This window comes from Amycolatopsis sp. Hca4 (assembly GCF_013364075.1).
In the GTDB taxonomy this organism is placed as follows: domain Bacteria; phylum Actinomycetota; class Actinomycetes; order Mycobacteriales; family Pseudonocardiaceae; genus Amycolatopsis.
In genome coordinates this window covers 2,546,191-2,572,713 of sequence record NZ_CP054925.1, presented here as the reverse complement: position 1 = coordinate 2,572,713, position 26,523 = coordinate 2,546,191, and the positions used below count along the sequence as shown (strand labels likewise).

Here is a 26,523-nt window from a genome sequence, read left to right as displayed (position 1 = left end):
CTGGTCGAGGCGCGACGGGCGGTAGGTGTCTGGCATCGGGAGTCCTCGGGAGCTCGGTGTGGCGGGCCCGTGGGTTATCGCTGTGCGTCGGCCGACGTACGCCAGGGCCAGCGCAAGGGCGGGGCGAGGCCACTCAGGCCGGGCGGCACCGCGTCGATGCGGAGGATCGCGGCGGTCCAGGTCATGCCGATACCGATGCCGAGCAAGGCGACGTGGTCGCCGGGGGCGACCGCGCCGCGCGTGATCAGGTGGGTGAGGCCGATGATCTGGTCGTTGGGGCCGATGTGGCCCCATTGGTCGCCGGCGTGGCAGAGGGTGCGGTCGGCGGTGATGCCGAGCGGTTGCAGGCAGTGGGTGTCGAGCAAGTGCCGTCCGTAGTGCGGCAGCAGCACCCAGCGCAGCTGATCGAGGCCGACGTCAGCGTCTCCGAGCGCTTCGTCGATGACGGTGCGGACGCCCTCCTGATTGCGGCGGGCGACCGAGGCTGCGCCGACGGCGTCGGTGTACTGGCGTTTGCGTTCTCGTACTCGCTCGATGCCGAGTTCGGTGCTGCCAGCGGGGGCGAAGCGGTCGTTGCCGCGGTGGAGTTGTTCGAGGGTGGGGTCGGTGTAGGAGCTGGTGGCGAGGATGTGGGCGAGGCCGGGGTGGCGGCCGAGGATGAGGGCGGAGCCGCCGTCGCCGTAGGCGATGCCGTGGTCGGCGGTGAGGTGGTCGAAGGCGGGCGGGCCGAAGGTTTCGCCACCGGTGAGCAGGACGGTGTCGAGGTCGGGGCTGCCGGCGAGGACGCGGGCGGAGATGTCGATGCCGCCGACGAGGCTGTTGCTCATGGCGTTGAGCTCGGTGGCGATCCCGCGTCCGGCAGGCAGGCCGAGGCGGGAGCGGACGTAGGCGGCGCGGGACCAGAAGTCGATGCCGCGGCTGCCGCGCCAGATCGCGGCGTGGAAGTGCAAGTCGGGCACCGGGAGCGCGCCGATGGCGGTCATGGCCATGCTAGCGAGGGCGTTGCGGCCAGCGCGGACGGCCAGATCCATCCCGGTGCTGCCCGAGGCGATCGACACCGCGCGCTGGCTGGTGGCGTCACGCAGGGTTCGAGCCGAGTCGAGGTCGTCGGCGGCCACGAGCTCGCCGAGCGCGGCGCCAACTCCGCGCAGATGGAGGTTCTTCCAGCGCATCGTCAGCACCGCCCCATCTGCCGCGTGCGCGCGGGGATGTCAGCGGCGATGGCCTCGACCGAGCTGTAGTAGGCCCGGAGGTGGTGGGTCGTGATGCCCGCACAGGCGGCGATCTCGTCGAGCGTGACCGATCCGCCGGGCGGCGGGTGGTCGAGCAGGTCGCGGGCGGTGTCGGTGATCCAGGTGCGCATGACGTCTTCCTGATCGAGCCGGTTGGTGTGGCACGCCAGGTGACGGGGAGGCGCCAAACGGGTCTGGTCGGCGGGTGGCGTGGGTGCTGGACGACGGGTGAGGACGGGGTCAGGTGCGGCGGGCGCGGCCGCTGCGCCGTGTAAGCAGCGCCTTGTGGTGGGCGCGGCGCAGGTCGGGGATCTGGTCGCGGACGGCGCGGTCGAGTTCGGGCATGCGGTGGACGTCGGTGTCGAAGCCGGGGTCGGTGCGGAAGACCTGGGCCAGCACGGATGCGTTGTTGCTGAGGTTGACCACCGCGTAGGGCAGGGTCGCGGGGATGTAGATCATGTCTCCGGCACGGGGATGGAAGGGCTGCATGGCGTTGCCGGAGAGGACGGCGACGTGGCCGCTGATGATCGCGATCGCGGTCTCGGTGGTGTCGTGCCGTTGCGGGGCGAGTGTGGTGGCGCCGGGCAAGTGCATTCGGCCGCCGGAGAGCGCGCGTGTGGGCACGATCCCGGTGCGCAGGATCGGGGTGAGCGTCTCGCCTTCGTCGGCAAGCTGGCCGGCCGCGGACGATATCGGTGTGGTCGTGGTGTCCATTTCGGCGATCCTCTCCGTGGTTCAACGGGCCGGGGTATCGGTGGTGTGGCGGGCGAGTTCGCAGGCCAGCGCAGCGTTGGCGACGGCCTGGGGAACAAGGCGGCGGCCGTGCCCGCACGCAGCGGCGACCGCCAGGACGGGCCGGTCCAGTTCGCTCTCGACCAGCGAGAGCGCAGTGCGCGAGGCCTTCGGGTGGGTTTCGTCGATGAGGCCAGCGATGACGTCGATGTCGCGGCGCAGGTGCCGCAGCGCCCGGTAGAACCGCGGATCCGTCGGTGGGGCCTGGGTGCCGGTGCACATCGGGATGTGCACCGCCGGCATCGGGATCCGCAGCCGTCGCAGCTGCTTGTGCAGCGCGTTGAGGAATTGCACCGCGGGCACGAGATCCGTCAGCTCGAACAGGGGCTGGTGGCCGAGGTCGCCGTGGCAGAGGTGGATTCGCCACGTCGCCTCGCGGGGGCCGTCGGCGAAGACGCGGGCGACCTGCTTGGCCAGCGCCCGTACTGCGGCTGGCCAGAGCGGCCGCGGGGTGCGGTCGAGCGTGGCGAGGACGGCCGGGGTTTCGAGCTGGAAGACGACCTGGTTGCCGTGCTGGCGGTGAATGATGTGGACGTCGTCGAGCACGGCCTGGCGGAACACCGGCAGGTGCGTGACCGCGGCTGCCGGGCTGCCGAAGGTGAACAGCGCCAGGTCGTACGGGTTTGGGATCGACACTTGGTGCGGCGGGAAGTCTCGGTCGTCGTGCAGCTGGGCGCGGGCGGCCATGACGGCGTCGGTGTGGGCGGCGCGGCCGAGGGACAGCTCCTCGGATTCCAGCCAGCGGTCGCGCTTGAGGCGGTAGGTCGGCATGTCGTCGTAGTCGGCGGAGGCGCCGGTGCAGACGGGTTCGAGGGCGTCGACGGCGGCGAGGCCGTCGAGCCAGTCGATGATCCACCGCGGATCCGGATCACACGGCAGCCCGGTCAACGCCGTGTCGGTGCTGTGGTCGAGGAACCACTGCATCGTCGCGCGGTGGTCGCCGGTCAAGACGGCGGGCAGTGAGCCGACGAAGTGGACGGCCCGGTCGTCTTCGCAGGGCGTGGAGGTGTCGGGGTAGTCGGTGCTGGCGTGGCTGAAAACGAGTGTGGACATGAGGATCTCCCCGGTTCGGCGGGTCGGATGGGTTGAGTGGTGGTGCGGGCGTGGGGAGGGGCGCCCGGTGGGGACGTGGGAGCGGACGGGGTGCGCGGGCCCGCGCTGGAAGGGGTGAGGTGGGGTGCGGGCCCGCGCGGTCTGGAGGGTCAGCCGGTGACGGCGACGTGGCCGGGCTTGGGCTGCGGCTTGGGCGCGGTCCGGTCACCCGGGTTGTCGCCCTGCTGGTGCCGCTGGCCCGGCACGCCCGGCCGCGACGTCCCCGGTGCCCCGGGCTTGTGCGTCGGGGCCGGGCGCGTGCCGGTGGGCGGGTTGCCCGTCGGCGGCGGAGGCGTCCCGGCGCCGCAGCTGACGGTCGCCACCGTGACGGTGATTGCCGTGCCGACGGTCGGCTTGGCCGACGTCGGGCCGCCAGAACCGTTGGTGCGAGTGGGGGCGGTGCCGGTGGTGACGGTGATGACCCCGGCCGTGCCACGGCCGCCGCCGGTGACCTTGAGGTTGCCGCTACCGCCCTTCGGGGCGCTGGTGGTGATGGCGCCGTTGCGGCAGGTCGCGGTGAACGGCCCGACCGTGGTCCCGCCGACCCGCACCGACGCGACGCGGGCTTCGGCGAATCCGGCACCGGCCTGCAGGCGGATGCCGCTGGCCACGACCGCGCCACTCGGCGTGGACGCCGAGCCGCCGGCGGACTTGATCGCGCCGCTGCTGGACACACTGGGACTGGCCGAGAGGTGCTCTCCGCCGGAGACGGAGATCCCGGTCGCGGTCGATGTTGCTGCGGCGGCTGAGAGGGCGGGCGGCGCCGCGGTGGCCGGGGTGCAGCTGGAGGCGAGGGTGGTGAGGGTGCCGATGAGGAGCGCGCCGGCTCCGGCCGCGGCGAGGGCGGTACGAGTGGTGTTCATGGCTGATGTCTCCAGAAGTGTTGGTGTGGGTGGGTTAGCGGATGAGGACCGGGGTGCCGATGGGCACCGGATCTGCAGGATTCGTGAACGTGGCGAGGGCTTCAGCGGGGACGCGGATGCATCCGTCGCTGGACGGTCGGCCGAACACGTCGGTGGTCGGCCAGCCGTGAATGCCCGTGGTCCCCGGGCCGCCGCCGTAGGTGGTGAACGTGGCCGAGTGGATCCCGAGCGGGAAGATCACCGGGCTGAACTTCTGCTTCGCGTCGGTCATCGACGCCAGTACGAACGTCCGCCCGGTCGGGGTTGGCGCGGCCGCGGTGCCGACCCCGACGCGCCAGGCGCCGATCTGCTGGTGATCGCGGTAGAAGGTGAGCCGGAACGCGGCCCGGTCGATGACGATCTGGTCGGTGGTCGATCGGCTGTCGAGCGTGTTGTCCTGGGTGGACAGCCAGCCGGTGGAGCCGTTGGGCCGCGACGGCAGGAGCACCTGCACCCAGCCTAGTTCCTCTTCGATCACCGGAACCCAGGTGTCGGACCCGAGCTGGGTGGTCGGCAGGACCGCGATGGCTGGACCCCCGGGCTGGTCGTACACCGGCACCGGCTCGGTCGGGTGCACGAGCTGCCCGTCCGGTACCTCCTCCGTCATCGCGTCCTGCGGGGCGCCCGGAATGGTGCTGAAGGTGCTCGCCTCAGGCAGCCCGGTCAGATTCGGGACCGCCCGGGCGGCCACGACCGGGACGTGCAGCTCGACTCCCAGCTCGACGGGGTCGGCGCCGCGAGCGGCGTCGGGTGCTGTCGTTGACGGTGCGAGCAGCACGCCCGCGGTGCCGACCAGCGCGATCCCGGCCAGCCAGAGTGCGAGCACCCGCCACCGGTTCGCTGCCGGCTGTGGCGTCTCCGACATGGAACTGTCCTTCCTCGAGGTCGATGGAGGCCGCGGCAAACCCGCCCGCACTGGAGCGGGCCTGCCGCGAAAAGAGGTTGTGATTACTGGGAAAGCGCGGAGATGAACCCGTCGGCGGGGGTGCCGAGGCCGGTCACGTTGTCCCAGCCGGGGCCGCTTTGCAGGTTCTGCGGGCGGGCGTCGAAGTCGATCAGGTAGCTGCCCTGCCCGCCGGGGACGGCGACGCCGCCGAAGGCGTGCATCATCGGCGTCCACACCCCAGCCTTCTGCGGCACCACGTCCGCGATCGCGCCGGATCCCTTCAAGCTGTAGAGGATGGGGGTGAGCAGCCCGGCGCGGGCGGTGCCGGAGCGGGCCTGCTGGGCGTCGACGACGAGCCCGGCGATCAGCGGCGAGGCGAGCGAGGTGCCGCCGTAGGAGCCGATCCCGAACTGGCCCTTGATGGTCTGCCCGACCAGCATCCCGGTGTAGGAGTCAGCCAGCGCCGCGATGTCCGGCACCGCCCGCTTCCCACCGCTGCCGGAGACGACACCGGCCTGCCAGTCCGGCGCGTCATACAGCGCAGAGGTGCCGCCGCCGGCGCCGGAAGCGAACGGCCCGTCCGCGTCCCGCTGCGGCGCCCACGCGTTCCCGGACTGGGTGTTGCCGCTGTTCTCCCACCCGGTCAGCACCTTCGGCTGGTTGTTCTGGTCCAGGCCGACGCTGGTGCCGCCGACGGCCACGACCCAGGGGCTTGACGACGGAAAGCTGGCGGTCGGGTGGCCTGCGGGGCCGGAGTTGTTGCCGGCGTCGCCGGTGGAAACCGTGATGGTCTGGCCTTGGATCGCCGCCTGCAGCGCCATGCAGTTGAACTGGTCCCGCGCCGCCTGCGGCAAGGACGCTTCGCCGTCGGCGTTGCCGTAACTGTTGCTGATGACATCGACGACGTTGTCGGTGACGGCCTGGTTGAACGCGTCGTAGATCCCGGTGCCCTTGCAGGTTTTCCCAGCGTAGTAGCGGATCTTCGCGGCGGGGGCGATGGTGTGGGAGGCCTGCACGTCCAAGGTCTGCTCGGCGTTCCAGCCTTCCGCACCGCATTCCTGCGCGTCGGTGAACCCGCTCTGCGGCAGGACCGCGGAGTACTGGCCGTCGGTCAGCGGCGGCACGCCGAGCTGGGCGGCAGCCTGGTTGGTGTCGGCGACGACGGTGTCGGAGTTGTAGGCGCCGACGACACCGATCGTCGTGCCGGCCCCGGTGTTTCCCTTGTCCAGCTTGTACATCGCTCGGACCTGGGTGCCGGTGTAGCCGCAGAGGGAGTTCGACTGGAATCCAGCCGGATACTTCTGCGGGACGTCGGTGTTGTTCTGCTCGCCCCACCACCGCGCGCAGTGCTGCTCCGCCGCCGCGGCGTTCGGGCGGGTGTGCTGGGGCTCGAGCAAGGCGGCGCTGTCGTCCAGGCCGAGCACGGCGGTGATCGAGGCACGCAGCGAGGTCGGCACGGTGACCGGCGCGGCCGGGGCCGTGAGCGTCCGGGTGACACCGTCGACCCGAGCCCGGAACGCGGAGATCTTCGTCCCGAAAGCGGTCTCCAGCGCGGCGGTCGGGGCTTCAGCGTCGACGAAATGCCGGTTCGCGCTGACGCCGGTCACGTGCAGGCCCTGCTTGGCCAGCCACTGCGACACCTGGTCGACCGCGTCCTGGGTGGGAGCGAATCGGTCGAGGAACTCCGTCGACGACAGGAACTTTCCGTGCTCGGCGCTGCCCGGTGTCGCCAGCTGCGCGGCGAGGCGTTCGGCACCGGCCTGATCACGCAGTGCCAGGGCTACCTGGATGTGCCGGACGGTATTTCCGTTGCTGCGGGCGACTTCGGTGTGTGGGGTGGCCCAAGCGGGGGTGTTCCCGGCGATTGGTGCGCGGTCGCCGGTGTCGCCTGCGGGGGTAGTGGGCGCCGCGACGGCGGTGGCCGCGGTGGAGGCGAGTAGGGCCGCGGTCGCGGCGAGGGCATGCCAAAGACGGCTGTGCATCGAGGTTTCTCCTTGTATGAAAGGGAAAGCCGTCCAGTCCGCCGTCAATTTATTGACCGACGTGCTGAAGGGCGTGCCTCGTGCCGCAGCCAGGGTTACGCGAAGAGGGCTGAGCGGAGACGTCAAGGGACCACAAGAACGGCTGTGTGCAGCCGGTCGTGGAGTTCACTGATCGAGAAGTCCGAAGTAGTATCGGACGAGTAGGGTGCGCTACTGTCGAGTGTGCGCTGCCGGCGGTCCGCGAGCGGCCTGCGTCCGGCGTGGTGTGGAGGATGGAAACACGAGAATGCCCCCTGCTGTTGGGCGGACCGTGCCGGATTCCACGCCTCCCCAAGGTGGAGCACTGGTCTGCCTTGCTGAGACGAACGATAACCGCCCTCGCAGGAAAGTGCAAACACTTGTGGCGGTCTTGCCGTGAAACTGTTTGTAATATGCCGCTCGTGCTGCGAACTGTCGCCAGAAGTAGTCGTACGGACTCTTGCTGTCGGAAGTGCGCTGGCGCTGGCTCGCCACCGGCGTCGTCCTCGTCGGCGCGGGCGTGGTCCGGTTTCTGTCGGTTGACTGAAAGTGGTGTTGACGGTCTGGCGTTAGTCCGGCGCGGACAGTGTGTTGACGATTAACCCGATCGGGTGTTTGGTTGTGAAGTTGTCGATCTTCGCAGGCCACAGGTGGTACGACATCTACCACGGAGGGTGTCACGAGCCGGGCGAGCGCCATCCGCCGATCGGGCGGGCAGGGTGTGCCGGCGGGAGGGGGGGGATCGTGAAGGACATCATAAGCCGGGCAAAACCCGCAGTCGGCGTCCGCTGGCGTCACTGCGTCCATTGCGGTGGATAAGCGCATTCGCAGACCAGCCGGACAACCGCCTGCCGGTGTTCAGCTGACGACATTCTTCGGGCGATCCCGCGAACTGGTCGAGGTGTGCGAACGGCTGAGCGCCGGTGACCGGGCGGTGACGCTGACCGGATCGCCCGGAGTCGGGAAGACGCGATTAGCGGGCGAACTGCTCGTGCACATGAATGAGCACTACGAGGCGTCGGCGTTCATTCGTCTCGCCGAACTCGGCGTGCACGCCGACATAGTGGATGCCGAGCAGCGAATCTGCAACTTGCTCATTGCAGCCTTGCGTATCTCGCACCATCAGCCGAACGCCGACCCCACCGACGTGCTGATCGAGCACGTCCGTGACCGGCGCGTGCTGATCGTGCTGGACAACTGCGAGCAAGTGCTGGACGCGGTTGCCGAGCTGGTCAACCGGATCATCACCGAGACCGTCATGGTGCAGGTGATCGCCACCAGTCGCCCCTACCTCGACGTCCAGGGCGAACACCGGGTGCACCTGGGCCCCTTGTCGACCCCCGCCGAGAACGCCGACCGCGCGGCGGCCGAGCGCAGCGACGCGGTACAGCTGCTGGCCGACCGCGCCACCGCGGTCGGACGGCCACTGACCGAGCAGGACGACTGGCAGGCCATTGTCGACCTGGTCCGCTGGTCCTCAGGTATTCCGCTGGTGCTCGAACTCATCGCGGCCCAGTTCGGCCGGGGACGGGCACCAGCGGTCGTCCTCGATCGCCTGCAAGGCGGCGCGTCGCTGAAGTACGGTCCCGGCGCGCGCGGGATCCCCAAGCATCACCTCGCGCTCGACATCGCGATCACCGAGTCCTGGGACCTGTGTTCGCCGCAGCAGCAACGGGTCTGGGCGCGGCTGACCGTCTTTTCCGGCGGTTTCACGCTCGACGCCGCTGAAGAGGTGTGCAGCGATGAGCTGATCGATCGTGGCGAGATCCTGGAGACGTTGGACCATCTGGTGCGGCACTCGATCATCGAAGGTGCCTCCCCTGATGGGCGCTACCGTCAGCACACCTTTCTGCGTGAGTACGGCCGGCGCAGCCTGAGCACAGCCGGCGAACTCAACGACGTCAGCGAACGGCACTGCCGATGGATTGCCGGGCTGGCCCGGCAGGCGGCCGAGCAGTGGTTCGGACCGGAGGAGGTCCGCTGGCTGGACCTGGTCAACGCCGAATCCCGCAACATCGCCGCAGCCGTGGCATGGTGCTCCGACAACGGCCTGACCGAGCGCGGCTTGGCGATCATGGTGGACGTCCTGCTGACGCGCGCGCCGTTCTTCTTCGCCACCGAGGTGCAGGTGTGCCGCCGGGTCGAGGAGCTGCTGCGCGAGGGCCCGGTGGTGGCGTCGGAGGTGCGGATCTCGGCACTGGCGATGGCCGGCTGGGTGTGGATCGCCCTCGGCGAGCAATCCCGCGGGAAGACGCTCCTGGACGAATGCGTGCGCCTGGCGTGTGAAGTGGGCAAGTACGACTCTCCGGCAGTCCAGCTCGTGGAAGGTACCTACGAGGCACTCGCCCTCGGGCAGCGCAGCGGGTTCGCGAAACTGGCCGCTGCCAGCGCCGGTTTCCGCGCCGCGGGTGCCGAAGGTCCCGCCTTCATGGCGGACCTGTTCCACGCCATGACAGCCGGTTTGCTCGGGCCGGCCGACGAGGCGGACCGGATGTCGCAACGCTGCCTATCCCAAGCCCGCCGCCGCGGCGCCGAATGGGCCGTCACGTGGGCGGAGTGGACGCGCGGATTGCCCGCGTGCTCCGAGCCCGTCACCGACAATCCCGAGCCGCTGCGGCGGCAGATCGCCCTCGGCGATCTGTGGGGGCCTGGTTGGTGGGTCGAGCGGAAAGCCTGGGAGCTGGCCAAGGACGGAGACTACGTCGGCGCGGCACGGGCGATCGGCGGATCGGACAGCCTGCAAGCCCGCCACGGCGTCCACTACAACGGCCTGGCCAGCTTCAAACCCCACCGCGGTCGGGCGAAAGCCGAGATCGCCTTGGTGCTCGGGCCGGTGGAGTCGACGGCGGCCTACCTCAAGGGCAGCCTGCTGACCGATGAGCAGATCGTGGCCCTCGCCTTCGGCGACACCGAACCTGCGGCGGAGCCGACGCTGAATGAGCGGCAGTGGACCATCGTACGGCTGGTCGCCCAGGGATTGAAGAATCAGCAGATCGCGACGACTGTGCGGTTCTCGGTACGCACGGTCGAGACCGAGCTGACCACGATCTATGGCCTGCTGGGTGTTGCAGGACGGCGGGAGCTCGCCGAGTGGTACCGGGCCCGGTCGGCGCCTACTGGCTCTCCCACTGCACCGGCAGGGCCGCGACGCCGCGGATGACCCCGAACGTCCGTCGCACCGTGGTGCCCGGCTGCAGGCGGAGGCCGGGCAGCGCGCGCAGCAACTCGGTGAGCATGACGCGTAGTTCGACGCGGGCGAGGTGCCGGCCGAGGCAGCGGTGCTCGCCGGCACCCCACCCCAGGTGCTGCGGCGCGCCGCGGTCGCGGTCGAGGCGGAAGACGTCGCCGTCGTTGAAGACCCGTTCGTCGCGGTTGGCGCTGCCCCATGCCAGCAGCAGCCGGTCGCCCGGAAACAGCGGCATGCCGCCGAGATGCGTCTCGGTGATCACGGTGCGTCCGGTCGCCGCGACCGCCGGCTCGTAGCGGACCAGCTCTTCCACGAACGCCTCTAGGGCTGCTGGGTCGGCGGTGATGCGCTCCCGCAGCGGCGGGTCTTCCAGCAGGTGCAGGAGCGCGGTGGCGCAGGCGTCGGCGGTGGTCAGGTGACCGGCTGCGACCATCAGCATGGTCATTTTGACCAGCTCGTCATCGTCGGGGGAGTGGCCATCCACCTGGGCGTGCACCATCGCCGAGAGCAGATCACGGCCGGGATGGGCGCGGCGTTGCTGGATCTGCCCGAGGAGAAAGTCTGCGTAGGTCCGCCCGGCCTGCACGGCGTCGGTGAGCGTCTCGGCGCCGTAGAAAGCACGGACGTGTTCGGCCAGCCACGCGCGTTCCAACTCGGCGAGGCCGAGCACGCGCCCGATCACCAGCGGCGGCACTTGCCGGGCGTAGTCGGCGACAAGGTCTGCAGCACCGTGCGGGATCAGCTCCTGCAGGACCTCGCGGCAGACCGCCCGCACGTACTGGGCTTGCGCGGCCGCGATGGCCGGGGTGAAGTGCGTCTGCAGCAGGCGCCGCCATTGGTGGTGGTGGTCGGCGTCGGTCTCGAACATCGGCGCGAGGGCGTCGCGCATCTCGGTGACCACCGCCGCCGCACCCAGCCCGTCGACGCAGGCACTGAACCGGTCCGAGGCGCGTGCTGCCTCCCGGATCTCGGCATACCCGGTGACCAGCACGAACCCGCCCAGTTCACCGCTGCGCGCCACCGGACATCCGCGCCGGATCACCCCCAGCGTGTCGTAGACGGTCTCGGCGACGGCCGGATCGAGGTGGCTGAACGACCACGCCACATCCGCCGGATCGATCCCTGACACCTGCGCCGCAGCGCCGCCCGCTTCCAGAACCATACCCACCTGGCTACTGGCCGTGAATGACGCAGGTCAAGACGCTCGGCGGGACATTGTGGAAAAGAATGTGGACTCCACATCGCCGACATGTGGACCGATTGTGGCAACAAGCGGCGGTGGTTGCGGAGCGTGTCCGTCACTATGACTCCAACGCCCTGAACAGCCGCGATGAAGGCCATCAAGGCTGACGGGGGATCACACAGGGGTGCCGGCGGGGGCCGGCTGGATATCGAGCGTACAGGGGCAAAAGTGAGCACTACCGACCACAGGGATCACGAGTTCATCCGGCGCTGCGAAACCATCATCAGCGCCCTGCCGATCCGTCATCCATTCGAACTGCGAGCCTTCCTCGACGCACTGGGCCGGCAACAAGGCATGCCCGTGATCCTGGGCCGGATGCCACTACGGCGCGGCGGAGCCAGCGGCCTGCTGGCGCGCACACGAGAGGAGTGCTGGCTGACGGTCGTCGCGAAAGCCGCCCCGGCGCACGCCGCGCACATCGCCTTCCACGAGATCGGGCACTGGATCCTCGGCCATCCCGGCACCTACGCCTGCGGCCGCCGCACACACCCCGACGACCGGTGGGAGCTCGAAGCCGAGCAGTTCGCGTGCCTGCTGCGCGAACACGTGAACGCGGGGGCGGCGCGCCACCGCGATCGGCTGCCGGGCCGGACGGCCCTGCGGGCGGCATTCGGGTCGCGACGGCACCTGTGCGCCGATGCCTGACGCGGTCTCGCTCCTCTGGCTCGGCGCCGCAGCCGCGGGCGTGGTCGAGGCGGTCCGCAAGGCGGTGGTCAACCGGGGCAGCGGCTACGCGCTCAGCCGGCACTTCCTGACCGCCGGCATCGCCGGTATGGCGTTGTCGCTGGCCGCCGGGGCGCCGGTCACCTTGGACTGGGTCGACGAGCTGACGGGGTTGCACAACACGGCGGTGGTGGCGCAGAACGTGCTGGCGATGCTGGCGATGGTCTTCACCGCCGGGTTCCTGCATACCCTGGGACAGCTGCGCCTGCCCATGCCGGCAGTGATCACGATCTTCATGGTCTGCGCGGCAGCGATGGTCACCCTGTACACGCTGGCCGGGGCGCGCACGTCTTTCTTCGCCTCGCCGCGGAACCCGGCCTGGCCCTCCCAGCTGTACTCCGCTATCTACCTGGGCTACCTCGTCGGCTGGCTGGCGATGCTCCTACTAGGCCTGACCGTGGTGGCCCGCGGCGAGGTTGCCGGGGTGCGAGGAGGCGTGGCCTTCGCGCAGCTCGGGGTGGCGGTGTCGCTGGTCGGGCTGTCCTGGCGGCTCGGTGTCACGCTCCGGTTGCTGGTCGACCCGCACCATCCGCCCCGCGGGACGCATTTCGGGGTCTTCACCGACGGCGCCGGCCTGATGCTCTTCGTCGCCGGGTCGCTGTTCGCCGCGGCAACCCGGCGGCTGTTCGACTGGCTCGACCGCCGCCGCACTCAGCGCCGGGACGCCGCGATCGAACGCCTATGGAAGCGGGGGCGGGTGCTGCTGGCCCACCGTCGCCCGTCCCCGTTGTCGTTCATCCAGAAACTGGTCGAGATCGAAGACGCCCTGCTGATCGTCGAGCACCTGGTCGACGAACGGATTCGCCGCGCGATACGCAACGAACTGCAGACCCTGGCCCTCTACGTCCATGTCCCGGCGGGAACGGCGACAGCCGTCGACATCGAGATCGCGCTCGCTACGGTCGTCGCGCACCTGTCCCACCCGTCCGCAGGGCACCTGCCCGGCAGCGGTCGCGACGACGCCGACTCCCCAGCGTGGTGGCTGGAGACCGAACGCCTGCACGTCGACGACGCCGCGAGGATCCGGTGGCTGGCCGATGTCGGAGACGCTCTGACCCACCGCCGAGTCCAGCGCATGGCCACGAGAATCCGCGCGACACACCGCAGGCTCCGAGAAGCGGAATCGGCGAGCCGATAGATCGACGAGGTCAGGAGGCGGGATCGTCGCGGGCGGCACGGCGCGCCCGCGCGATTCCTTCCACCAGTTGCAGCAGCTGTTCGCGGCCGGCGTCGGAGACATCGCCGATCGAGCTGGCGATGTCGCGCGCGTTGAACCCGACGAAGCCGAGCTCGGTCACCAGTTCATGGGTCTTGCGCGCTACCTCGTCATCGGATGGGGCGAAGTCACTGGCCGGGACGGTCGGGTCGAGCAGGTCCGGGTGGATGCGCCAGAACTGGGCCAACGCCTTGGTGATCGCCGGACGGCTGTTCTGGCGAATCCCCGCCCTGAAGTTGCGTATTGCCTGCTCTGCCAGCGGCAGCCCCGTCCGGTCCCGCACCCACTGAGCGACCAACGGCGGGCGCGCGGTGAAGGTCAGTAAGTCCGGGTCGCCCTCGGCGGTGAGCCGATCGATCACGTCGGGATCGACAAGCGGGTCCCCACGCAGAACGTAGTAGGTCGAAGCGTGGTCGAACAGGTAGGTCAACCGCTCGCCGAAGGTGTCCAGGTCCAGCAGCGTGACAGTGAGCTTCTCCTGGTCGGCTGCCCGGCGACGCGGCATTGGAGAATGCAGCTCGGTCGACGGCGTCACAGTCGGGTCGTGATCATGTGGACCTGATCCGTCGTCGGCTGCTCGTGCCATGGTCCGCCCCCGTAGCATGTCGATATCAGTAAACGCGGAGCGTCGAGCCCGAATCGGCAGGCATTTGACATACCGCACGTTGTGTCTACCATCGAAGTAAGCACAACACTTGTTGCGAGTATCTTCGGAACGTCGAGAGAAAGCAACCCACGCCACCCCGACCAGGGGGTTGGAGCACGGTCCCACTGTGACCGCCGCACCCTTCACCGGCGCACCACCACCGCTGAGGGGAGGCCCGTCATGGTCACATCCGAGAATCGACCTGCGGATGTCTGCTCCACCGTGGAATCGCCGACCACCAAGCCGCGCCAGACCACGTCTACGGGCGACGTTGTCGAACTGGTTGACTGGTCTCGGTTCGGTCGCGTGCTGCCGATTTTGGCGGCTTCTCCTGGGGCCGGCGCCACTGCTGCCGCCGTCGCGATCGCCGATGCGCTCCAGTTGGCGGGCCGATCGGTGCTGCTCGTCGACGCCGGCGATCCGGTCCGATCCGGACTTGGACGTGCCGCGCGGGCCGACGGGCCATGTCGGGATGGATCCGGCTCGTCAGCCGGGATTCGGTTCTCCCGGCGCGCCGGCGCGATCCTGGCGCGCCTGGACGTGGCCGATTTCGCCGCGGAGCCGGTGCTCTTCCCGGCCCCGCCGTACTGGCATCCCAGCGATCGCGAGGTCGACGTCACCGTGGTCGACATCGGCCACGACCCGTGGCGGCTGGCGACCGATCCCGTCCTTGGACCGGGCCAGTGGCTGCGTGTCGGCAGTCCGTCACCGATCCCTGCGCTGGTGGTGCGGCCAACCGTGCCGGGACTCGCGCACGCGGAACAGGTCTTGGCCCGGTTGGCGCCCTGGGTGCGGACCGCCGCGGTGACTCCACCCACGCAACTGCTTGTCGTAGGCGCGCGCCGGTGGCCGAAAGGCGTGGCCGGTACCGCGGGCCGCCGCACCAGCATCCTGTTACCCGACACGGTGTTCTTTCCCCATGACCGCGACGTCGCCGAGCGCGGAGTCACCGAACAGGTGACTCCGTGCTCGCTGCGCGCGCCAGCCGAGCAGCTGCTGCGTTCCTGGCATGTGCTACCACCACGGACACGCCGCCTGTCTCCGAGATGGCCGCGAATCGGCCCCGGCAACGGCAGTCCCGTCGCCGACCGCGACACCAGCTAAGCGCATCCCGCCGCTCAGCTGAGAAGAACTTCAACGCCCTCCCACTTGACCCGCCTGACGTGACGTCGGGCGGTGCGACGTGGAGGGCACGATGTCCGCGCACATTGTCATCGACTGGCTCGGCCAGATCCCAAATCCGACACCGGTTCAGCCCCCGGTCGGCGGCGACAAGATTCTGGGGCTGCTCAACAACGTCAAGTGGGGCGCGGCCGTCGCGCTCATTCTTGGCTTCTTCGTCGGGCTGATCGTCTGGGTCGGTGGCCGCTGGGTCGATCACCACCGTGCGGGGAAAGTCGGCGTCGTCATGATGTTGTGCGCCGTCGCCGGCGCGATCCTCTATGGCATCGGCTGGTCGCTGATCAACAGCTTCGCGGGCGGCTGAGCCATGTTCACCGCAACCCAATCCTCGCGCTCTCACAGGCGAACGCGCTGGCTGATCATCGTCGTCGTCCTACTCGTCGCCGCAGTCGCGGCCGTGCTCGTGGCCGGGCAGACAACGGCACCGCCCTCACCGCCGCCGGCGACGACTCCGCCCGGCGCCGCGCCCTCGCCGACACCCACAGCGCCGGTCGACGAGGCGACCGCCTTGGCTACCCGTCCCATGCTGACCCTGCCGCCGGAAGCGGCCCTGCCCCACGAGCTCACCACCGCCACGGCCGGCCCGCCGATCACCGTGCCACAAGCGGCCCCGATCGCGAACCGCGTGATCCCCGACAGCTTTCCGGCTACCGCGGAAGGCGCGCTGGGCTGGCTGACCGCGTTCAACGAGTCCGCGCTCCGCGGCGGCGACCCGAACACCTATCTGCGGGCCTACGGCGAAGCCGCGCTCCCGCACGCCCCGTCCCCGCAGGGCAGCGGCCCGCTCGCGCTGCTGACCTCCTTCCGCGACGAAGCCGGCATCCGCCCCGGCGAGCTCAAGCCCGGCCTGACAGTGACCTACGAGGTGTCCCAGGGCTTGATCAAGGGCACCGCCGACGGCGGCCGGTTCGCCGTCGTTTGCACGCTCGGGCAGCTGAGCTTCGACTACCAGGGCCAGTCCACGCGCATGGGCATCGGTGACTGCCAGGCCCTGCGCTGGACCGGTACCGCGTGGCGGATCGCCCCCGGCGCTCGCGCCGCTTACGCGGCGTCGGCGTGGCCGGGCAGCGCCGAATCGGTCGCGGCCGGCTACCGGCCCCTCAACCGCGAGGGTGCCCGATGACGCCCGCGGAGCTGGAGTTGCTGAAGGCGCTGGGCAAGCTAGCCGGCGCAGGGGTCACAGCGACTGCCGCCGGTGTCCTCGAGCCGCTCATGGCGGCGACCTGGTCCGCAGCCTTGTTCATTCTGCGCACGGCCTTCGAGCTGGTCGACCAGTTCTCCATCTTCACGGTGTCCACCACGGACGGGCCGGTGTCGATCCTGTGGCCGATGACGCTGTGGATTTCCGGGGCCATCGCACTGGGGATGTTCTTCTGGCAGATCATCACCACCGTTCTGCACGGCGGCCGTGGGTTCGTCCGCCTGATCACCGGCCCGGTCCAGTACGGGATCGCTCTCGCAGTGACGGTCGGGGTAGTCGCGGCGTTCCTCGCCGCCGCTGACGGCCTGACCGAGGCGATCCTGTCCGCCGGGCTGCGGGTGGGCAACTTCCGCGACGCGCTGAACATGACCGGCTTCACCGACGCCCTCTCCGATGAAGTCAAGAACGTCGTGCTCGGCTTGGCCGGCGCCTTCGGGGTCATCCCCGCGGGCTTGGGCTTCGCGTTCGAGGCGGTGTTCCGCGAAGCCGCGATCTACGTGCTGGTCGGCGCAATCCCTATTGCCGCAGCGGGATTGGTGGCCGACGGAACAGGGCGGTGGTACTGGAAAGCCGTCCGCTGGTGCGTGGTGGCGGTGGCGATGAAACCGGCCCTGGCATTCGTTGTGGTGCTGGCCGTGGCGATCGTCGGTGGCGCGCAGGGGCTGTCCGGGCTGCTGGCCGGTATCGGGGTGCTGTTCCTCGCGCTGTGCGTGCCGCTGGTGCTGTTCAAGCTGTTCGCCTTCGTCGACCCCGACGCCGACCCGCAAGGCGTGTTCCGGGACAAGCTCTCGGACGCGGGCCTGGATTCCTACGGCGCCAACAGCATCGCCGGGCGCATGGCTCGCGCGTTCCGGAACAAAGTCGGCAACCAGTTCGGGGACGACGAGAACAGCAGCGGGGACGACGGCGGCGATAGCCAGGAGCAGGCCAACGTCGACCGCTTCGATCAGGCCGTCGCCGATGAGGATACGAGCGGCGGCACGCCCGGCGACGAGAACGCCCCCGCGGACGCGAGCGCCGCCGCCACCAGCGCCACCGCCTCCGGTGGCCGTGCGCCCCATGCAGGCACCTCGGGCGCTGGCGCAGAAGGTTCGGGAGCCGGCCCGGCAGGAGAGGCGGCAGAGGGGGCAGAGGTACCTGCCACGGGCGCTGACGGTGCCGGCCACGCGAACGTGACTGGTGCTGTCGACGGCGGTAGCGATGATGACGGGCAGCCGCCACCTGCAGACCCGCCGAGCGATGCGGGTCCGCCGACCCCGCCGACCCCGCCGGCCCCCAAGCCGCCGGGCGGTCCGCCGCCGGACGAGGGCGGCGGCGCCGCGGCCGGTGAGGCCGAGGACGCGGCGGTGTTGCTGTGAGTACCGCGACACGCATCTATAGGGGGCTCTCCCGCAAGGAACACGCGGGCTGGATTATCGGGCTGACGCCAGTGCAGGCGTTCGTGTGCGTCGGGTTGGCCGTGCCGGTGATCCTCGCGCTGGCGGCCGGGCAGTTCGGCCGGGCATTGCTGCTGGGCGCGGTGTGCGGCACGGCGGCGACGCTGGTCGTGGTGCCGGTCCGCGGACGTCCCGCGCTGCGGTGGCTCGGGCACCTGCTGCTCTACCGAGCCGGCATCGTCCTGGGCTGGTCGCGGTGGCAGTCTCGCGCGGTCACCGGGCAGACCACGGACCTGGATGAGCCGGATCTGCCCGGGGTGCTGGCCCGGCTGCGGTTCCCCGACGGACCACCACTGCGAGACGTCGGCCGGGTCTGCTTGATCCACGACACCGGCGACGGGCGGTGGGGTGCCACCGCGCGCCTGACCCACGCCGGGGTCGGAATGCTCTCGGACGCCCAGTGCGAGCGGCTGGCCAACCGGCTGGGCAACCTGCTGCTGTCGATCGGGCACCGCGAGGTCATCGACCGAATGACCCTGCTGGTGCGCACCGTGCCCGACGACGGCGCCGACTACCAGGCCTGGCGCGCCGAGCACGACGTCCCAGATGCACCCGCGCTCGCGCGCCAGGCGGCCGAGGAACTGGACCGGCTGGTCGGAGCGGTGTCGGTCCGGCACGAAGTGTTCGTCACCCTCACCGGCACCGAAGACGCCCTCCGCCGGCCGGCCGCCGCGGCCGGCGGCGGGGTCGCCGGCCGGGCCGCCGTCCTCTACCGCGTGCTGGACGGACTCGAGGACAAGCTCAAGTCCCTCGGCGCCACCGCCGTCAAATGGCTGTCGGGTCCGGAGCTGGCGGTGGTGATCCGCACCGGGTTCAACCCGGCCAGCGCCGCCGGCCTCGCCGCGCGCCGCCATCGCGCGGGCACCGAGGTGGGCGTCCGCTGGGCGACCGCCGGGCCAGTACACGCACCTGCGCCGTCGACACGGGCGTACTACCACGACGGCTTCGCGACCGTGTCCTACTCGGTGCTGATGCCCGAGGCCGGGACGATGTTCGGGTCACTGGGTGGGCTGCTGGCGGTCAAGACCGCCGGCGAGCGCCGCAGCCTCGCCATCCACTACGAAACCCTCTCCCAGCACCGGTCCCGCAAGGCGGTGCGCCGGCTGCGGTTCCGCACCGGTGTGGTGCGGGACTGGAAGTCCTCGAAGGGGTTCAACTCCGGCGCCGCCGAGGCCCGTGAGGCGGGCGGGGCGCGAGCACAAGAGCACGCGGTCGCCGCCGGGCACGGCATCGTCCGCTTCGCCGTCGCCGCGGCGGTCACGATCCCGGATACGTGGAATGTCGAGGACCACGCAGCCAAGCTGGAGAACGACATCGCCGGCCGCTTCCAGCTGCTGCGGATGGAACTGGCCCAGGACGCCGGGTTCGTCGCCGCCGTCCTGCCCGTCGGTGTCGGCCTGCCCCGGCTGCGCGGCGGCGCGTCATGAGCCCCCGCGACGGCGAGCGGACCGCCGCGGAACTGCTCACCACCTTCGGGCCCGCACTCGGCACGCGACCGACAAGGCAACGACGCCAGGACGGCCGTACCGCCCAAGTGAACCGGCGCGCAGCACCGCAGCGCGGGTTCGCCCGCCCCGGGTACGGGTGGTCGCCGGTGGCGGCACCGCTGCAGGTCTATCAGGCCGGCACCCACGTGCTCGGCGGGTTGTTCCCGCTGCTGGCGGCGAGCCCGCTGCCGGCGGTCGGGGCGCGGATGGGCTACGACGTCCACTCCGGCGGCGCGTTCTACCTGCACCCGGTCGAGTTCGTCCTGCGCTCGATCTGCACCAACCCGAACATGGTCCTGTTCGGCGAACCCGGCCGCGGCAAGTCCTCCACGGTGGTGGCGTTCCTGCTGCGGATGATGCTCACCGGCGTCCGCACCCTGATCTCCGGCGACGTCAAAGGCGAATACACCCCGCTGCTGCACGCCCTGGGTGTCACGCCGATCATGCTCGGCCGCGGCAGCACCGCCCGCCTCAACGCCCTCGACCTCGGGCCATTGGCTGCTCGCTGGGACGCGTGGTCAATCGAGCGGCAACGCGACGAGCTGGACGGGGTGCTGGGCCGGTGGGTGCAGCTACTGGTGGCACTGGCCGAGGCCCAGGGCTACCGGCCCACCGTCACCGACGAAGCCGCCCTCTCGGCGGTGCTGCGGCAGCTGCTTGGCATCAGCGATGGCTACACCCGGCTCAAGCCCATCACCATCCCTGACGTCCACCGGTTGCTGTCCGATCCGGATGAGCAGCTGTGGCAGAGCCTGCGCTTCGCCGGCCGCCGCCAGTTCCTCGACCACCTCCGCTCGATCACCGACGCGCTGGCCAACCTGATCAGCGGCCCGCTGGCCGGGCTGTTCGACGCGGCCACGAATTTCACCGTCGACTGGAACGCCCCGATCCAAAGCCTCGACCTCTCGCGGCTACGCACCCGCGGCGACCAGGCGATCGCTGTCGCGTTGACCTGCCTGGGTTCGTGGTCGTCGCTGGCCACGGATCTGCAGGAGGACGGGGAGCTGCGGATCGTCGTCCGCGACGAGATCTGGCGCCAGCTCCGGCTCGGGCTGCGCGCAGTGCAGGCCGTCGACAGCGAACTGCGGCTCTCGCGCGCGGAACGCAAGATCCAGGTGCTGGTCAGCCACAAACCCGGCGACTTCCTCTCCGTCGGCGCCACCGGCTCCCAAGAGGTCGCCATCGCCCGCGACCTGCTCGCCCTCTGCTCGATCCGGATCCTTCTTGGACAGTCCACGCGCGTCGCGAGCGAACTGGCCGATGTCCTCGCTCTCTCGGAGAAAGAGCACGAGGCCACAACCGGATGGGCAAACGACCGCCAGGGCCGAGCGCTGTGGAAGATCGAGAACCGAACCGGCCTCAAGGTGCAGACGGTGCTCAGCCGGATCGAGCGGCAGATCTTCGACACCAACACCCAGCTGGTCCGGAAACCACATCGGCTGCCCGACGGTCAGTCGCCGGCGGTGTCGCCGTGAAGGCAACCGGATTGCTAGCGGGCGTGGCGGGTGCGCTGGTCGGGCTGGTGATGCTGCCGATCCTCGCGCTGGCGCTCGTCGTTGTCCCGGCCGCGACCGCGACGGTCGTGCAGCTGAGCGGCTGCGAGCAGGGCGGTCCGGGAGGCGGGTCGATCGTGGTCGACCGGCAGCAGCTGGGCGCCGACGAGATGGACATCGCCCGCACCATCGTCGACGTCGTCCAGCAGCGCCGCCTGCCACGGCGGGCCGCAGTTCTCGCGATCGCCACCGCGATGGTCGAGTCCGGGCTGCGCAACCTCGACTACGGCGACCGCGACTCACTCGGGGTGTTCCAGCAACGCCCGAGCCAAGGGTGGGGCACCCGCGAGCAGATCCTCAACCCCGTCTACGCCACCGGCAAGTTCCTCGACGCCCTCATCGCCCTGCCCGGCTGGGACACCATGCCGCCGGGGCGGGCGGAGCAGGCGGTCCAGCACAGCGGCTTCCCGGACCGCTACGCCCCACGCGAACCCACTGCCGCTGCGATCGTGGATCGCTTCTGGACCGGCCCCGACAACCCCGCCCCATCCCCGCCAGTCGGCGGCGGCACGCAGGCCGTGCCGGCGAAAACGCTGTGTCCAGACGAGGGCGCATCCGAGGTCCCCCGCGACCCGGGCCAGGTCGACCCGACCAAGCTGCCACCCGGGTTCACGCTGCCGGACGATGTCCGCCAGCGCGCCGCAGTCAGCTTCGCCCTGGGCCAGCTCGGCAAACCCTACGTCTGGGGCGCGAAAGGCCCGGACGCCTACGACTGCTCCGGGCTGATGCTCGCCTCCTGGGCCGCCGCCGGAGTAGGGATCCCGGCTGGCACCGTCAGTCAGGTCCACGCCGGCCACGCCGTCGCTTCGATCCAACAGGTCGAACCCGGTGACCTGTTGTTCATCCCCGGCTCGCTGGGCACCGCGCAGGTACCGCGGCACGTCGGCATGTACGCCGGACACGGCCTGATCGTCGACGCCTACGACACCGACACCGGCGTCATCCTCGAACCCCTCTCCGCCTGGACCTCGAAGATCGTCGCGATCCGCCGGATCGCCGACCCAGATTTGCCCTCCCCGCCACCGGGAGGGAGCCCACTCCGATGAACCACGTGGTGCCGCTCTCCCGCTGTCCGGGAGGAGCGGCCGATGCCGCGCACACGCACCGACACCCTCAACCTCGACTGCGACGTCGCCCTGATGGGCCTCGCGATCGCCGCGCTAGCGGTCCTCTGCGCCCTCGGCGCAATCATCGTCACGGCCGCCGTCCTGGTCACCGGTCTCCACACCGGTAGCTGGACGTGGCCCCCGATCACCACGTGGGCGGGCTTTGCGCTCACGGTCGCCTTCCACGTCGCCGACCCAGGACCACGCCTGCCGTACCCGTGGTCGAGCGCCGTCAGCGATCACCAGCTGGCGTTCTACATCTGGTTCACCACCGTCACGATGCTCGCCGCCGGTCTCACGGTCGGCGTGGCGATCCCGGTCTGGCGCCGGGTGGGGCCCACCGACCCGGGACACGCCAGCCGCCGCGACATGGCCAAGGCCCTGTCGGTCGCGGCCGCGCGCAAGACCGCGGTGTGGACGCGCGGTGACCTCACCGACGAGCAACGCCGGACCGCCCCGGTCGAGCAGATCGCGGTACCGCTGCACCGAGGTCCTCGGCGTCAGCGGCTGGTGACCTCGCTGGAGACCCCGACCGGGACGATCGCGCCGACCCGTTCCGGAAAGTCGCGGACGGATCTGGTGCACAAGGTTCTCGCCGCGCCGGGCGCGCTGATCGCGTCGACGACGAAGAACGACCTCGCCGAGTGGTGTCTGCTGGCCCGCACCCGACGCCCGGATGCGGGGCCGGTGCTGGTGATCGACGCGACCGGAACGCTGTCCTGGCCGGCGCACGCCCGCTGGTCCCCGGTCACTGGCTGCGCCGACCCCGCGGTCGCGCTGCGGCGGGCGGAAACGCTGATCGAAGCGTCCTCACTTGGCCTGGAAGACGTCGGCGGCAACGACGCGGTCTTCCGCGGCCGCGCCACGATCGTGTTGCAGGCCTATCTGCTGGCCGCGGCATTGCACCATCGGACGGTCACCGACCTGGTGGTCTGGTCGGTCACGAAGCCACCGGATCAGGAGCCGGTCGAGCTGCTGCGGCACCGGTTTCCCGAGCTGGCGTTCAACCTGCGCTCGGAGATCGGGATGGTTGCCGAAACCGCGGACGCGGTCTGGATGTCGGTGAGGCGGGCGATCGAGCCGTTCATGAACCCCGCCATCCGGTACTTCGCGACGCCCGCACCGGGGCAGGAACTCGACATCGACGGGTTCCTGCGCCGCCGCGGCAGCCTGTTCATCGTCGCCGGCGAGCACCAGGCGCCCCAGGCCCGGGCCGTGCTGACTGCCCTGGTGGAGCAGGTTCTCACCACGGCGCAGGACACCGCGCTGCGGTGCGAACGACGTCGTCTGGAGCCGCCGGCGACGGCGATCCTGGACGAGCTGTTCGCGGGGACGCCGGTGCCGCGGCTGCCGGCGATCATCGCCGACTCCGCCGGCCGCGGCGTGCTGATCCACTGGTCCGCGCAGTCCCGCGCCCAGCTGGACGAGCTCTACGGCGAGCCCGGGCGGATGCAGCTGATCGACAACACCCTCACCCTGACCGCGTTTCCCGGGCTGAAGGACGACAAAACCCTCGAGTGGCTGTCCACATTGTCCGGGCACCACCGCCGCCGCACCCACCAGCACCACAGCGACGGGATCTTCAGCCCCGGACGCGGCGCCAGCGGCGAGGAAACCGTCCCGACGCTGCGCGCCGGGGACATTCGCACCCTCGACCGCGACCGGGTCCTAATCATGCACGGTAACCTCCGTCCGATCCTCGGCCGCACCGTCGACGTCGGACAACGCCCGGACTGGCCCCAGCTGCAGGTCGATGTCGCGACGATTCGCCGCGGCGACGCTCCAGTCGGCGCCGACGGCTACCTCCGCCCGCTCCTGCCGGCGATGGTGAGCAGTCCGCACATTCAGGAGCCGCGGCGATGACCGAAGACGACGACATCACCACCCCGGAACCTGAGCGACCGGACGACGCAACACAGCCGGAACAACAGCAGCCCGCCCGGTCGCGCGCCGAACTCGATGCGATGACCGAGGAATTATGGGAAAGGGTGCAAGCCCAGCAGTCGGAGATCGAGCAGCTCCACGGGAAGATCGCGGACCTGGAGAACGACGCCGAAGACAAACCGCGGCTGGCGCCGTGGTTGCCGTACCCGGCACCGCCGGCCGCGGAGGACAAGCAGCACCGGGACCAGACCCCGGTGTTCACGGTCACCAATTTCGTGCAGTACTACAACGCCGTCTACGTCGGCAAAGGCGGAACCCGCGCGGTCGCGATCCCCGACTGCTGGCCACAGCACCCCGGGTTGGTCGCCGAACTGGCGACGCTGGCCTACACCTGGCGGGCCGCGCATGTCGGTAAGGCCGCCAAGGCCATCGACGCCCAGTACTGGCACGACCGGTGGCGAGCCGGGTTCGCCGAACGCATGATCACCGAGTGGACTCATCAGCAGTGCCTCACCGAGGTTCACAAGGCCGTCGGCGCGCCGCCCCTGACTGAGCGGTTCACCGTCGAGAGCCAAAATTTGCCCCCTATCGCAGACTGCGGCACCCCACCCGAGTGGCCGGAGGCGGTGGGGATCGATTGAGGATAATGGCTCAGGTCCGTCCGACGCGTTTGACCACTCTAATGTCTGCGTCGGCTCGAAAGTTGTGTTGTGAGCTATGGGCATCGAAGCGCAGCAGTAGCGACGTTGAGGCTGCATCGCAGCAGGCTGCTTGCCCTAACGGAGCGGGCGGCCGGCGTTCGCGCAACCATCCTGAGTGAGTCCGACTGGGCTGGTTGCATCGCGCGTTGTGACTACCATCAGGAGCGCAATTATCAAACCGACCGTGGGGGCGACGGTTGCGCCCAGCACGGCGCGGAACATGATCGAACCAGGCAATAGCAGCACCACCAGTAGACTCAGCGCGGCCACGGCCGCCCACACCGTGACAACCCGACCTGTCTGTCTGCGGGCGACCAGCACCGCGACCGCTAACATCGTTGCTACCAGCATGATTCCCGACCAACCTAAACCTGTCATCGTCCACGCAGGTACTGTGACCTTGTCATCGTGCAGCAGATGAAACACGTGCAGCAGGTGGAACACCCATGGCCCAACGACGTAAGCGACCGCGCCTACGATCAAGCCGATGATCAATGTTGCTCCCGCTCCAGCAGCCACGATCCGATTGAGTCGACGTCCTCCGTCCGGCTGGTGCAGCACTCGAACGACAGTCGGCACCGCCAACGTTTGGATTGGCGAAAGCGCAAGGAGCAAAGGAGACCTCAGGAGTGAGACCGCCAGGAATAATCCGCCCAGCATTTCCTCACTCCCGGGGGGTGCAGCAAGCTTGACCACCGCCGGATAGCCGGTCAGCACACTCGCCGTCAACCCGGAGCTGGCGATCAAGCCCAGCATGCGCCGCCACAGGGCGCTCCACGGCTCGCCCGGTATACTTGTCTCAACCATCCCACGTGCCCGGAATGCGAAGGGCAACCAAGCGCATGATCCGGCCGTGACGGCGACCGCCAACCATGTTAGTCCGCTTATACCGGCAACGATGAATCCGGTGAACAGCGCCAATCGCACTCCGGCCTCCGTGAGCAGCAGTGCCGAGTAACGACCGTTCTGCGCGGCTCCGATGAACAGGCCTCGTATAGCGTAAAGCGCAGGGAACATCACAATACCGATCCCAGCGACCACTGCCAAATCCCGGTGTCGGCCGAACAGTTGGGCGTGCACTATCGGCGCTGCGAGTAGAACTGCCACCGCGATGGCGACCATCTGAGTCACCGCGATGGTCCTCGTTACACTCAGATCGGGCCGGTTCCCCCGTGCTGCAGCCGCAGCTGTTTGCCGCGACAGCTCCTGCTCTACGGGCGACAGGGCGCTGCCTACACCCATGAGCAGCCCCCAGAAAGCCAGGAAGATCGCGTTGTCCGCTGAACTGAGATACTTGCCTGCTCCGATTATCAGCACGTAGCCCATTGCTGACGTCGCGAGGACCGTCGCGCCGAGCCTGCTGATGGTGCTCGCACGTGAACGGCGGCCGTTGACCGGTAAGACCTCTCTGTCGTTGTCCTCCGGCACCGTACTTGCGATGTCGTCCAATCGGTCTCGTTGCACTACAAACCCTTCTACCTTTTATCTGACCCTCTTCGCAACAGCTCGGCTTCATGATCATACGTGACCCGTCGTGATGGAACACGTATCAATAATCCGCGCGCCGACCATGCTGCTGGGAAAGTTGACCGAAATTCACTGTGCTAGGTGGACGACGGTGCTGTCGATAGTCATTAGCGTTCCGATCTGTCGCGTAGAGACAACAACAGATCCGTCGTTCGTGATTGAAAGGTTTAACGTGATCTCCAGGCTCAAGTCGGCAGGGATCGTCGCCATCTTCGGTGTAGTCGCGTTTGGTGCGGTCGGCCTTGTCGGACCCTCTGTCGCAAACGCCCAGTCTGGCCCTGTGGCACGCCTCAAAAATTGCGGCTTGTCTTCAGGATTGGCGCACTGGGCATACACCAACTGCGGCAACTCGCCCGCCCTCGTAAAATTCACGCATACTCCACTACATGCACCGGCGTTCAGCGAGACTCGGTGCATCGCCAAGGGGGCTGTCGAGACCATCGGCGCCGTTGGGCTCGAGGCGGTGGCTGCAACCGAACTCCAGGGGCCATGCGTCCCCCGGAGGTGACGGGCTGAGCAGTCTGAGG

At 69.5% G+C, this 26,523-nt stretch carries 22 protein-coding genes; 12 read left to right on the top strand and 10 right to left on the bottom strand.

The window, feature by feature from the left end; genetic code table 11:
• Positions 1-74: 74 nt before the first annotated feature.
• The 7 genes from HUT10_RS10990 to HUT10_RS10960 all read right to left on the bottom strand — a co-directional run bounded on the left by HUT10_RS10990 (position 75) and on the right by HUT10_RS10960 (position 6,886).
• Positions 75-1,172 (bottom strand): 3-oxoacyl-[acyl-carrier-protein] synthase III C-terminal domain-containing protein, encoded by a 1,098-nt coding sequence (locus HUT10_RS10990; RefSeq protein WP_176171094.1) that lies wholly within the window; start codon positions 1,170-1,172, stop codon positions 75-77.
• A 2-nt stretch (positions 1,173-1,174) separates the two neighbouring features.
• On the bottom strand, positions 1,175-1,363 hold the full coding sequence (locus tag HUT10_RS10985) for a hypothetical protein (RefSeq protein ID WP_176171093.1): 189 nt from the start codon (positions 1,361-1,363) through the stop codon (positions 1,175-1,177).
• Positions 1,364-1,472: 109 nt separating this feature from the next.
• Positions 1,473-1,946 (bottom strand): cupin domain-containing protein, encoded by a 474-nt coding sequence (locus tag HUT10_RS51825; protein ID WP_176171092.1) that lies wholly within the window; start codon positions 1,944-1,946, stop codon positions 1,473-1,475.
• Between the two features lie 21 nt (positions 1,947-1,967).
• Positions 1,968-3,077 (bottom strand): hypothetical protein, encoded by a 1,110-nt coding sequence (locus HUT10_RS10975; RefSeq protein WP_176171091.1) that lies wholly within the window; start codon positions 3,075-3,077, stop codon positions 1,968-1,970.
• 149 nt (positions 3,078-3,226) lie between these two features.
• Entirely contained in the window at positions 3,227-3,979 is a 753-nt protein-coding gene (locus HUT10_RS10970) for a hypothetical protein (RefSeq protein ID WP_176171090.1), read from the bottom strand.
• 34 nt (positions 3,980-4,013) lie between these two features.
• On the bottom strand, positions 4,014-4,883 hold the full coding sequence (locus tag HUT10_RS10965; RefSeq protein ID WP_176171089.1) for a L,D-transpeptidase: 870 nt from the start codon (positions 4,881-4,883) through the stop codon (positions 4,014-4,016).
• Positions 4,884-4,966: 83 nt separating this feature from the next.
• Positions 4,967-6,886 carry a protease pro-enzyme activation domain-containing protein gene (locus HUT10_RS10960; RefSeq protein WP_176171088.1) on the bottom strand — a complete coding sequence of 640 codons (1,920 nt, stop codon included), beginning with the start codon at positions 6,884-6,886 and terminating at the stop codon, positions 4,967-4,969.
• Between the two features lie 829 nt (positions 6,887-7,715).
• On the opposite strand from HUT10_RS10960, the gene HUT10_RS10955 reads away from it, so the two are divergent.
• Positions 7,716-10,064 (top strand): LuxR C-terminal-related transcriptional regulator, encoded by a 2,349-nt coding sequence (locus HUT10_RS10955; protein WP_176171087.1) that lies wholly within the window; start codon positions 7,716-7,718, stop codon positions 10,062-10,064.
• Here the strand turns inward: HUT10_RS10955 and HUT10_RS10950 are convergent.
• Positions 10,018-11,253 carry a cytochrome P450 gene (locus HUT10_RS10950; protein ID WP_176171086.1) on the bottom strand — a complete coding sequence of 412 codons (1,236 nt, stop codon included), beginning with the start codon at positions 11,251-11,253 and terminating at the stop codon, positions 10,018-10,020. The two genes, HUT10_RS10955 and HUT10_RS10950, sit on opposite strands and share 47 nt — an antisense overlap.
• A gap of 249 nt (positions 11,254-11,502) precedes the next feature.
• On the opposite strand from HUT10_RS10950, the gene HUT10_RS10945 reads away from it, so the two are divergent.
• Both HUT10_RS10945 and HUT10_RS10940 read left to right on the top strand, forming a co-directional pair.
• Complete coding sequence (locus tag HUT10_RS10945) at positions 11,503-11,979, top strand: hypothetical protein (RefSeq protein WP_176171085.1); 477 nt, start codon at positions 11,503-11,505, stop codon at positions 11,977-11,979.
• A complete protein-coding gene (locus tag HUT10_RS10940; RefSeq protein WP_176171084.1) occupies positions 11,972-13,195 on the top strand; it encodes a hypothetical protein in 1,224 nt (407 codons plus the stop codon). Before HUT10_RS10945 ends, HUT10_RS10940 begins: the two co-directional genes overlap by 8 nt.
• A gap of 10 nt (positions 13,196-13,205) precedes the next feature.
• On the opposite strand, the gene HUT10_RS10935 is transcribed toward HUT10_RS10940, so the two are convergent.
• Complete coding sequence (locus HUT10_RS10935; protein ID WP_176171083.1) at positions 13,206-13,808, bottom strand: hypothetical protein; 603 nt, start codon at positions 13,806-13,808, stop codon at positions 13,206-13,208.
• Between the two features lie 291 nt (positions 13,809-14,099).
• On the opposite strand from HUT10_RS10935, the gene HUT10_RS10930 reads away from it, so the two are divergent.
• From HUT10_RS10930 to HUT10_RS10890, 9 genes are all read left to right on the top strand, one after another.
• A complete protein-coding gene (locus tag HUT10_RS10930) occupies positions 14,100-15,023 on the top strand; it encodes a hypothetical protein (RefSeq protein WP_176171082.1) in 924 nt (307 codons plus the stop codon).
• Positions 15,024-15,114: 91 nt separating this feature from the next.
• On the top strand, positions 15,115-15,405 hold the full coding sequence (locus HUT10_RS10925) for a hypothetical protein (protein WP_254896821.1): 291 nt from the start codon (positions 15,115-15,117) through the stop codon (positions 15,403-15,405).
• A gap of 204 nt (positions 15,406-15,609) precedes the next feature.
• Complete coding sequence (locus HUT10_RS10920) at positions 15,610-16,224, top strand: hypothetical protein (protein ID WP_254896820.1); 615 nt, start codon at positions 15,610-15,612, stop codon at positions 16,222-16,224.
• Entirely contained in the window at positions 16,221-17,660 is a 1,440-nt protein-coding gene (locus HUT10_RS10915; protein WP_176171081.1) for a hypothetical protein, read from the top strand. Before HUT10_RS10920 ends, HUT10_RS10915 begins: the two co-directional genes overlap by 4 nt.
• Positions 17,657-19,165 (top strand): SCO6880 family protein, encoded by a 1,509-nt coding sequence (locus HUT10_RS10910; protein ID WP_176171080.1) that lies wholly within the window; start codon positions 17,657-17,659, stop codon positions 19,163-19,165. Before HUT10_RS10915 ends, HUT10_RS10910 begins: the two co-directional genes overlap by 4 nt.
• Positions 19,162-20,700 carry an ATP-binding protein gene (locus HUT10_RS10905; protein ID WP_254896818.1) on the top strand — a complete coding sequence of 513 codons (1,539 nt, stop codon included), beginning with the start codon at positions 19,162-19,164 and terminating at the stop codon, positions 20,698-20,700. Before HUT10_RS10910 ends, HUT10_RS10905 begins: the two co-directional genes overlap by 4 nt.
• On the top strand, positions 20,697-21,824 hold the full coding sequence (locus tag HUT10_RS10900; RefSeq protein ID WP_254896817.1) for a C40 family peptidase: 1,128 nt from the start codon (positions 20,697-20,699) through the stop codon (positions 21,822-21,824). Before HUT10_RS10905 ends, HUT10_RS10900 begins: the two co-directional genes overlap by 4 nt.
• Before the next feature lie 42 nt (positions 21,825-21,866).
• On the top strand, positions 21,867-23,747 hold the full coding sequence (locus HUT10_RS10895) for a type IV secretory system conjugative DNA transfer family protein (RefSeq protein ID WP_176171078.1): 1,881 nt from the start codon (positions 21,867-21,869) through the stop codon (positions 23,745-23,747).
• On the top strand, positions 23,744-24,409 hold the full coding sequence (locus HUT10_RS10890; protein ID WP_176171077.1) for a hypothetical protein: 666 nt from the start codon (positions 23,744-23,746) through the stop codon (positions 24,407-24,409). The genes HUT10_RS10895 and HUT10_RS10890 overlap by 4 nt, the downstream gene beginning before the upstream one ends.
• A gap of 135 nt (positions 24,410-24,544) precedes the next feature.
• On the opposite strand, the gene HUT10_RS10885 is transcribed toward HUT10_RS10890, so the two are convergent.
• Positions 24,545-25,918, bottom strand: a complete 1,374-nt coding sequence (locus tag HUT10_RS10885) for a hypothetical protein (protein WP_176171076.1) — start codon at positions 25,916-25,918, stop codon at positions 24,545-24,547.
• Positions 25,919-26,523 lie beyond the last annotated feature (605 nt).

What these genes read in the sequence shown, in the direction of transcription:
- HUT10_RS10905 (WP_254896818.1), top strand. Translation starts at nt 19,162, where the DNA reads ATGAGCCCCCGCGACGGCGAGCGGACCGCCGCGGAACTGCTCACCACC.
- HUT10_RS10915 (WP_176171081.1), top strand. Translation starts at nt 16,221, where the DNA reads ATGACGCCCGCGGAGCTGGAGTTGCTGAAGGCGCTGGGCAAGCTAGCC.
- HUT10_RS10895 (WP_176171078.1), top strand. Translation starts at nt 21,867, where the DNA reads ATGCCGCGCACACGCACCGACACCCTCAACCTCGACTGCGACGTCGCC.
- HUT10_RS10970 (WP_176171090.1), bottom strand. Translation starts at nt 3,979, where the DNA reads ATGAACACCACTCGTACCGCCCTCGCCGCGGCCGGAGCCGGCGCGCTC.
- HUT10_RS10950 (WP_176171086.1), bottom strand. Translation starts at nt 11,253, where the DNA reads ATGGTTCTGGAAGCGGGCGGCGCTGCGGCGCAGGTGTCAGGGATCGAT.
- HUT10_RS10890 (WP_176171077.1), top strand. Translation starts at nt 23,744, where the DNA reads ATGACCGAAGACGACGACATCACCACCCCGGAACCTGAGCGACCGGAC.
- HUT10_RS10990 (WP_176171094.1), bottom strand. Translation starts at nt 1,172, where the DNA reads ATGCGCTGGAAGAACCTCCATCTGCGCGGAGTTGGCGCCGCGCTCGGC.
- HUT10_RS10965 (WP_176171089.1), bottom strand. Translation starts at nt 4,883, where the DNA reads ATGTCGGAGACGCCACAGCCGGCAGCGAACCGGTGGCGGGTGCTCGCA.
- HUT10_RS10940 (WP_176171084.1), top strand. Translation starts at nt 11,972, where the DNA reads ATGCCTGACGCGGTCTCGCTCCTCTGGCTCGGCGCCGCAGCCGCGGGC.
- HUT10_RS10925 (WP_254896821.1), top strand. Translation starts at nt 15,115, where the DNA reads ATGTCCGCGCACATTGTCATCGACTGGCTCGGCCAGATCCCAAATCCG.
- HUT10_RS10930 (WP_176171082.1), top strand. Translation starts at nt 14,100, where the DNA reads ATGGTCACATCCGAGAATCGACCTGCGGATGTCTGCTCCACCGTGGAA.
- HUT10_RS51825 (WP_176171092.1), bottom strand. Translation starts at nt 1,946, where the DNA reads ATGGACACCACGACCACACCGATATCGTCCGCGGCCGGCCAGCTTGCC.
- HUT10_RS10975 (WP_176171091.1), bottom strand. Translation starts at nt 3,077, where the DNA reads ATGTCCACACTCGTTTTCAGCCACGCCAGCACCGACTACCCCGACACC.
- HUT10_RS10985 (WP_176171093.1), bottom strand. Translation starts at nt 1,363, where the DNA reads ATGCGCACCTGGATCACCGACACCGCCCGCGACCTGCTCGACCACCCG.
- HUT10_RS10960 (WP_176171088.1), bottom strand. Translation starts at nt 6,886, where the DNA reads ATGCACAGCCGTCTTTGGCATGCCCTCGCCGCGACCGCGGCCCTACTC.